The organism is Succinatimonas hippei YIT 12066 (assembly GCF_000188195.1).
GTDB lineage: Bacteria > Pseudomonadota > Gammaproteobacteria > Enterobacterales > Succinivibrionaceae > Succinatimonas > Succinatimonas hippei.
The window spans coordinates 1-8,201 of the sequence record NZ_GL830984.1; the positions used below are offsets into that span (position 1 = coordinate 1).

Genomic DNA, 8,201 nt, shown 5'->3' on the forward strand with positions numbered 1-8,201 from the left:
CGGGGTTTTAGCCGCTGATCTTTTTTGATAAAAATTTTTAATATTTGCTAAATTCTTTTTGCAATTATCAAAATGAGCCTAAACCGTTAGGATGCAATAATGCCGCTAAAAATTAGCTTTTATAAAATACCTATAGAATAAGAGTGTTAGCCTTAAGTATCTAATATTTGCCCTTTGTTTTTTTGGTAAAATATACGGCATTGCTAAAAAAAGAATAGAGGTATGCAGTGATTTTACGCATCATCCGTGGATTCTTTTGGTCATCTCTTTTATGCATTGCATTAGCCGGCGGGGCCGTTGCCGGCATTTACTATAATACCCTAGGAGAGATGCCTGACGTTGAAGAATTAAAGAATGTAACCTTTGAAACCCCAATGCAAATCTTTAGCTCCGACGGTCTTTTAATCGGAGAATTCGGGGAAAACAAACGTATTCCTGTAGACATCAAAGATATTCCGGTAAAAATGCAGCAAGCTTTCCTTGCCATTGAGGATTCAAGATTTTACGAGCATTCCGGCATCGATCCGATAGGCATCATCCGTGCTGCAGTCGTATCTATAAGCAACGCTTCCGCGACCCAAGGCGCCAGTACCATAACCCAGCAGGTAGCCAGAAATTTCTTTTTAACCCGTGAAAAAACCATAAAACGCAAATTAAAAGAAATTTTCATTTCTTGGAGAATCGAGCAAGTTCTCACTAAAGATGAAATCTTAGAGCTTTATTTAAACAAAATAGCTTTAGGACATCGTTCATACGGCGTCGCCGCTGCCGCCTACGTCTATTACGGAAAAGAGCTAAAAGATCTGACTTTAGGCGAAATCGCCACTATTGCAGGTTTACCCAAAGCACCGTCGACTTTAAACCCGATAACAAGTCCTACCCGTGCCAAAGAACGCCGACATTTGGTCTTAGGCCGTATGCTCGATCTCGGGTACATCACTAAAGAAGAATACGAAGCTGCCGACAACGAACCCTCAGGTGCCGTATTCCACGGCGCTCCTATTGAGCTTAACGCTCAATATGTAGCAGAAGAGGCAAGACAATTTGCCCTTGAAAAGTTCGGAGAAGAAGCATACACCGCAGGACTTCGCGTCTACACTACCGTAAATTCAAAAGATCAGATTGCAGCGCAGTACGCCGTATTCAAAGGTCTTAGCGATTACGATCAACGCCACGGCTACCGTAAAGCCTTAATTAACGTGCGCAACATTGAAGATTTTGAAATAACAGAAGACAATCTCAAAAAACTCCTTGCGCAAAATGACGTGTACAACTATATCCATCCGGGCATCGTTACCAAAATAGATGACAAAAATCAAAACGTACAAATCATGCGTAAAAACGGTTTTGCCGAAACTATTCCCTGGGAGGGAATGAAGTGGGCCCGACCCTTTATCAACGACCGGCGCCAAGGTAATGCTCCGCGCAAACCGTCGGATTTTTTAAGTGCAGGCGATCTCATCTATACTTATGTCACTGATGACGGAAAACTGCGCTTATCACAGGTCCCCGAAGCTGAAGCCGCATTAATCGCATTACGTCCCGGAGACGGCGCAATCGCCGCTATGGTAGGCGGATATGACTTTAATAAGAGTAAATTCAATCGCGTAATCCAATCCTCACGCCAAACAGGGTCAAACTTCAAACCTTTCATATACTCAGCAGCTGTCGCCAAAGGCATTGCCGTCAACTCCACATTAGTCGACGAACCTTTAAGGATGTGGGAAACGGGATCCCGTACCTGGTGGGAGCCTAAAAATACTCCTAACCGCTATGATGGTGTTATGACTTTACGTGAAGGGCTTGCTCGTTCTAAAAACATTATTTCAATTAAACTTATCAACAAAGTAGGTATTGACGCTGCCGTTGAGCATGTAAAAAAATTCGGCATTGAAGTACCCAAATCACAACAGGTTACCTCCATGGCTTTAGGCGTAGTAGAAGTGTCGCCGCTGCAGCTTGTCAGTGCTTATTCCGTATTTGCCAACGGCGGCTATAAAGTTACTCCCTATCTGGTATCTCGCATTGAAAAGGACGGTCAAGTCATATATGAAGCCGATCCTAAAATTGCTGATCCGTCATTTCCGGATAAGGTAATTAATGATATCTCTTTAAAATATAACGATGATATTGATGTTCCGGAAAACAGCGCCGAACAGGTACTGTCACACGGGCACGCTTTTATCGTTTCCGACTTGCTGCGCTCGGTGATCTACGGCGGTGCCGGAATAGATCATAATTTCGGAGGTACGGGCAACCGTGCGGCCCGCTATACCGGCAGAACCGACCTGCACGGCAAAACCGGAACCACTAATGACATTCACGACGCCTGGTTTTCAGGTTTTAACGCCAATTTGGTTGCTACTGCCTGGGTGGGATTTGATGACAGCCGCAACTTAGGCCACAGTTATGCAGGTCCTGAAGGCGGCGCATATACTGCATTACCGATCTTTACTGAATTTTTCAAACGTGCACAGGATAAAAACGTACCGCCTGCACTAATTGACAAACCCAAAGAGGTTACAATGCAGACGTACAACGGCGTAAAAGATTACGTACTGCCTGGAACATTCGTCGTATCCCAACAGCCTACGGGACAGGCGGTTGAAAATACCGGCGTAAATACCAGCAATATAAGTGAAGAGTCTATTTTCTAGAAGGAGAAGTAAAAAGTGAAAGCAGGAGCTCACAGTTTTCGCAAGGTAGCGACATTAAATCGCAGACGTCGCCGCTACCTGACACAGAAGCTTGCTAAAAGAAGACAAAGAGATAGACGCGAAGTTTTATTCTTCCAACAGCAGCAACCGGAAAAATAATCAAAATACAGCCTGTCAATTGACAGGCTGTGTTATTTTCATTCTGTCACTTTAAACCGATTTTTTACGCACCCCCAAAAATTTTACCGCTTATATATCTGCTTTGCAGACATGTTGTGTGTAATTTGCAGTGTTTGCAAACTTAACGTGTTTACAACTTTGTAAAAATAGCAGCTCTTTTACCATTAACAATTAAGAGCTGACACTATGCACAAAAAGCTTTTTAAAACTCTTGCCTTTATAAGCGCATTAGCCTGCAGCTTTTCAGGCTACACAAAAAACTTTCACTTAGAAGATATTCAGGTACGCTCACAAGGCAGCGTCAATCCTTCAAAGCTAAAAGATATACTTAAAGGATTTATCGGCAAAAATATAAGTGCCGATCTTTTACAGCAAATCATCAATGAAGTATCCGACTATTATCGCGAAAACGGATACCCAGGATCACTTGCCGTTATTCCCGAGCAAACAATAAGCCGCGGAATATTAAACGTCGAGGTACTAACACCGCACCTTAACCGCGTAATTATCATAAACGATCGTAATTATTTAAGAAAAAGTGCAGAAGAAAGGCTTTTTTATAAACTAAAAACCCTTGAAGATAATGCACTTAATCTTGATGATATCAGCTCGTATCTGTTAAAGCTCTCAGATTTAGGAAGCTTTGACCTTAAAGCCGAATTCAACACCGATAATGAAAATTATCTTGATAATCTGCATATAAACGTTCAGCCTAAAAACAAAATAGATTTTCTGGCTTTTTCAGACAACCACGGTACAAAAGCTTCGGGAAAATACCGTTTCGGCGGAGTTATAAAAGTAAACAGTCTTACATCAAACGCCGATAATCTGTCCTTGTTCTATGCAAGATCTTCCCAAAAGCAAAATAATTACTCTGTTACTTATGAGTTTCCCCTAAACTCTCATCCCACTATTGTAGGCATCATTATATGCTTAAGCGATTATGAGCTTGGTAAAGAGTATGCTGCTCTCGGAGCAAAAGGGACGGCCCAAACTTATGAAATGTACCTAAAAGAACCGGTACATAGAAGTAATGAAACTAAAATAGATTTTCTTTTAGGAGCAAGATACCGCGATCTTAAAGACGAATTTTCAAACTTTGATTTACAGTTCAACAAGCATTCTACCGCAGCTTACGGAACACTTACTTTTGAGCATAAAAACGAACGCTTTTTCTTATCAGGATTTGCCAAAGCTACTTTAGGCCGCCTTTATGCCGATGACGATTACAACGTAATAAATGACGGATCTTTTGTCATCGGCAATTTCGGAATAAACGCCGGGTACAGATTCAATGAAGTTACAGCAGTGGAACTGCGCAACGAATTACAGCTGGCATCAACTGCGCTTGAAGGGTCAGAACAATTTTTAGCAAGCGGAGCCGATGCGGTTACGGCATATGACCCTTCAGCAGTCTCCGGAGACTGCGGCGCTTTGTCTTCATTGTCACTTGCCATTTCCCCGTTTAAAAATTTCGACCTTTCCTTTAAACCGCATTTAGACGCAGCTGCAGTTAAATCACGAAATTTTAAATATGTGGATATATACGGTGCCGGATTGTCTGCCGAGCTTAAATACCACGGTTTTTTCAGTTCATTGGATTTGTCGACCGTCATCGGCAACAAACCTTATAAAGACTGCGATGACGGTCAAATATTCTTTCGCGTAGGTTATGACTTTTTTAACTAAGGAGTGTTCATGAAACAATTCAGCAAATTTCTTACCACATTTTTTTTAATACCTTCTTTCAGCTTTGCCGCTGTCCTACCGCAAGGCGGAGAATTTATTAAAGGAAACGGCTCAATAACCAATCAAGGCGACGCTCTTAATATTTCATCATCGGACTTAAACAACGTTATCAAATGGAACGGTTTTGATATCGGAAAAGGAGGAACGGTAAATTTTGATAAAAACAACTACCTTAATTTAGTCAAAGGGTCGAAAAGTACTTTGATTGAAGGAAATATCATAGGCAAAGGTAAGGTTTTTATCGTTAATCCCAACGGAGTGACTCTGGCCGCAAATTCAAACGTATCCGTCCCTACTTTCGGCGTCTCTACGGCAAAATTCAATGACAAGATGATTGAAGACTTTACACAGCAAGGAGTCATTGAATTAACCGGAAGAGGCATGGGTAAAGTTACGGCTCTATCAACAATCAACACCAATAACCTTATTATTGACGGCGGACAAATTATTATTAAAGCTGCCGAAAACATAAAAAATTACGCAGGGAACCAAAGGCTGCAGCATTTGGTAAACGGCAATGAAATAAAACTTAAAAGCTCAACCAAACGTATTGATATCGGAGCAAAGAGCCAACTTAATCTTGCCAAGGATTTTAATCTTACACAAGAAGATGGACTTGTCGATCATTCAGGACAAATAGCGATCTCAACAGCTGATGAGTTTAAAAACATTGCTAACAATTATAGTGAAAACTATTGGCTCACAAATTCTATTGATTTAGGCACTATTTCTGAGCCCAATAACTTTGCTAATCCTTTTAGAGGAAAATTAGATGGAGCATATAATGTCCTATCTTTCGATATGGATGTTAATTATGATCAAAATCTAATCCAATACCCTAATCTAGGTTTATTCGCAGAACTTGATAATGCCACCGTTAAAAATTTAAAAATAAGCGACAGTTCAATCTATGTTTCCGGAAATAATATAAGTAAAAACATCGGAGCTCTTGCCGGAATAATAAATAACAGTACGCTTGAAAACATTATTGTTGAAAACTTTAAAGTAAGCTTTGAAAATCCGTCTTATTTAAACGATACGATAAATGTCGGAGCGTTAGCCGGGAGCATTGAAGGAAACAATAAACTCAGCAACATTATTTCTTCTTTTACCAAAGATACTGAGATTCTTCTTAGTAAAGAAAATCTTTATTTAGGCTCTGTTTTCGGAAAAGCTTCAGGTTCAATCGAAACTTACGGACTGGTAAGCGGAAATTCACATAACAGCGATTTTAAAATTTCGGCTATAGGTAAAAACAACAGCACTATTTCTATTGCCTCAACTATTAAAGAAGGAATTAAAAACGCAGAAGAAAACTCGACAAATAACGATCTGATGAATAATGCCTTTGTAATTAATCAAGATAAAACCACAGCAGAGCTCTCCGGATTTTTAATCCCTTATTTTGCTGAAGACTACGTTATTGAATATGACGGAAAAAACCATACCTATCAAGATTTAGCGAGTACCCCATGGTTTACTGCCGATGACTATATAACGACAAACCATCCTTATATTAAAAATGTCGGTTCATATGACATAGATTTAAGCGCAAACCGGGATAAATTTTATTTTTTAAGCGGAAATGGGCAAAAAAGTTTTAGTTCAACTGCAAAAGTAACTGTCACACCTAAAAATCTAGGCGAAATTGTTATTGGCGATATTACCTTAGGACAAGGCGCTGACCTTAATTTGTTACCCAATGAGATCATCTCAAACCTTAACAAGCTTCCATTTTGTGACGGCGATAGTATCGATGACTTAAATCTTGTAGTAAAGCTGAACAAAAGCTCCGAAAAACCCAATTTTTACTACATAACTTTAGAGCCTAAAGAGGGGAGTTCATCTAATTATACATACACGATAAAAAGCGGAAGCTTAACTACCGACTTTCCGATTACCGAGCCTTCAGAACCTGATATGAATATAGATCCTGATTTTTCCGTCACGCCACAAACACCATTGGTTCCTGCTAAAAAGCATCCTAATTTTAAAAAGGCTCTTTCCGACAGCAGATGTGACTACTGTACTAAACGCGGAGAAAATTTTAAGAAAAAATTAAACAAAAAAGGGGAACTAAAATTTGATAGTGCCGTCCAAGGATTGAATGTTGAGAAATCTAGAAAAGAGATTGCTGAATTTAAATATTTTTAAGCACGAGTTTCAAGGATTTTAAGACTTTTTCATTTTTACTTTCCCGATACATTTACGGCAGGTTAGAAAACCTGCCGTTTTTTTTATCTTAGCGGTCCGGCACAAGCCTTTAAATATCGCTTTTTGTAATATTCATTCTCAGAAGATGTCTCCTGAACTCCGGCTCGTGCAGAATGAATGAACGCAAAAGTTCCGGTTTTAGGATTAACCTTAGAAACAATACCTACATGTCCGATGCGCTGAGAAATACGGCGACCGCTAAAAAAGACCAAATCACCGACTTTTAACTGTCTTGGATCTCTGATTCTGCGTGCAGGATCGTACTGCGCAACTGAAGTACGCGGAACCTTGATGTTGAATTTATCAAAGACATACTTAACGAAACCGGAACAGTCAAAACCGCGCGGAGAAGAACCGCCCAAGCGATAAGGAACGCCGATATAACGATAGGCTACACGCAATAGTTCTATTTCGTTTTCATTAAGCTTTGCAAATTTTTTATAGTGAGAGTCCTGAGCTTTAGCGGCTTGCTGAATCTGATGAGTTGATTCATATCTGCCGGAAGCACCAGAAAATGAGGAGCTGGTACAGCCTGTGTGAAAAAACAAAGCACAAACGGCGGCTATACAAATAAAACGGGAAGAATTCATCGGGAAGCAGAATAAATAACAACAAATATATATCTTTTATAGATTATCCCGCTTTTAATAATTTTTACAATCTTTTTTAAAAAAAACTAAAACACATTTAACAAAATATCTTATTAAGAAAGTAGGTTTATATACAAAATATAGATTTAATACGTTGATGCACCATTAAATTAATATATTACGCTTTAAGTTTTATATATCCTACAACAAATAATTAAGGCGCTTTAGGCGCCCTAACATTTTTATTAATCACGAATTAAAAAGCTTTCAAGGCTATGACCTTCATTTAAAAGCTTCTGTAAGGCGCGCGGCCTTGCCCCCTGCCCTGACCATGTACGCTCCTGACCGTTTTCATCAGTAAAACGATATTTAGGCGGAAACTTTCTTCCCTTATTTACCTTAGGAGTATCTACAGAAACCAGATCCTCAATAGTTAAACCCTGACTTAATAAGTCTTCTTTAATCTTAGCAATCTTATCAAGACGAGCTTTTGCTTCTTCTTCCTGAGCTTTTGCGTCTTCAATCAAGCTTTCAACGACAAAATTTACCTTTTCACGAATAGTATTAAGCTGCTCAAAAGTTGCATCCTTAATTGCACTCTTAATAAAACGAGAATTAGAAAGGTTACGAATATTTAATTCCATGCACTTACCTATACAAATAATAAAACAAATAGACAGAAAGATTGAACCTAATCTGTCTTATTGTTATTTATACAAACATTACTAATAAAATTCAAGCGTTTTATATTAATTGTCTTTAATAAATATACTTTAATTATAGTGACAACGCATAATGATCCGGCTCACAA

6 protein-coding genes are annotated in these 8,201 nt (G+C 39.2%); 4 read left to right on the forward strand and 2 right to left on the reverse strand.

The genetic code is table 11. The features are described 5' to 3' along the window. The first annotated feature begins 227 nt into the window (after positions 1–227). The 4 genes from HMPREF9444_RS04525 (at position 228) to HMPREF9444_RS04535 (ending at position 6,740) form a co-directional block, all read left to right on the forward strand. Entirely contained in the window at positions 228–2,657 is a 2,430-nt protein-coding gene (locus tag HMPREF9444_RS04525) for a penicillin-binding protein 1A (RefSeq protein ID WP_050778999.1), read from the forward strand. Positions 2,658–2,672: 15 nt separating this feature from the next. Next, the gene (locus HMPREF9444_RS10930) at positions 2,673–2,816 is read left to right on the forward strand and encodes a hypothetical protein (protein WP_009143186.1); all 144 of its coding nucleotides are present in this window, start codon (positions 2,673–2,675) and stop codon (positions 2,814–2,816) included. Positions 2,817–3,023: 207 nt separating this feature from the next. Further along, entirely contained in the window at positions 3,024–4,526 is a 1,503-nt protein-coding gene (locus HMPREF9444_RS04530) for a ShlB/FhaC/HecB family hemolysin secretion/activation protein (protein ID WP_009143187.1), read from the forward strand. 9 nt (positions 4,527–4,535) lie between these two features. After that, positions 4,536–6,740, forward strand: a complete 2,205-nt coding sequence (locus HMPREF9444_RS04535; protein ID WP_009143188.1) for a two-partner secretion domain-containing protein — start codon at positions 4,536–4,538, stop codon at positions 6,738–6,740. An 83-nt stretch (positions 6,741–6,823) separates the two neighbouring features. Here the strand turns inward: HMPREF9444_RS04535 and HMPREF9444_RS04540 are convergent, their stop codons facing one another. Both HMPREF9444_RS04540 and HMPREF9444_RS04545 read right to left on the reverse strand, forming a co-directional pair. Continuing rightward, the gene (locus HMPREF9444_RS04540) at positions 6,824–7,390 is read right to left on the reverse strand and encodes a C40 family peptidase (RefSeq protein ID WP_009143189.1); all 567 of its coding nucleotides are present in this window, start codon (positions 7,388–7,390) and stop codon (positions 6,824–6,826) included. Positions 7,391–7,635: 245 nt separating this feature from the next. Beyond that, positions 7,636–8,034: an H-NS histone family protein gene (locus tag HMPREF9444_RS04545; RefSeq protein ID WP_009143190.1), complete on the reverse strand. Its 399-nt coding sequence runs from the start codon at positions 8,032–8,034 to the stop codon at positions 7,636–7,638. Positions 8,035–8,201 lie beyond the last annotated feature (167 nt).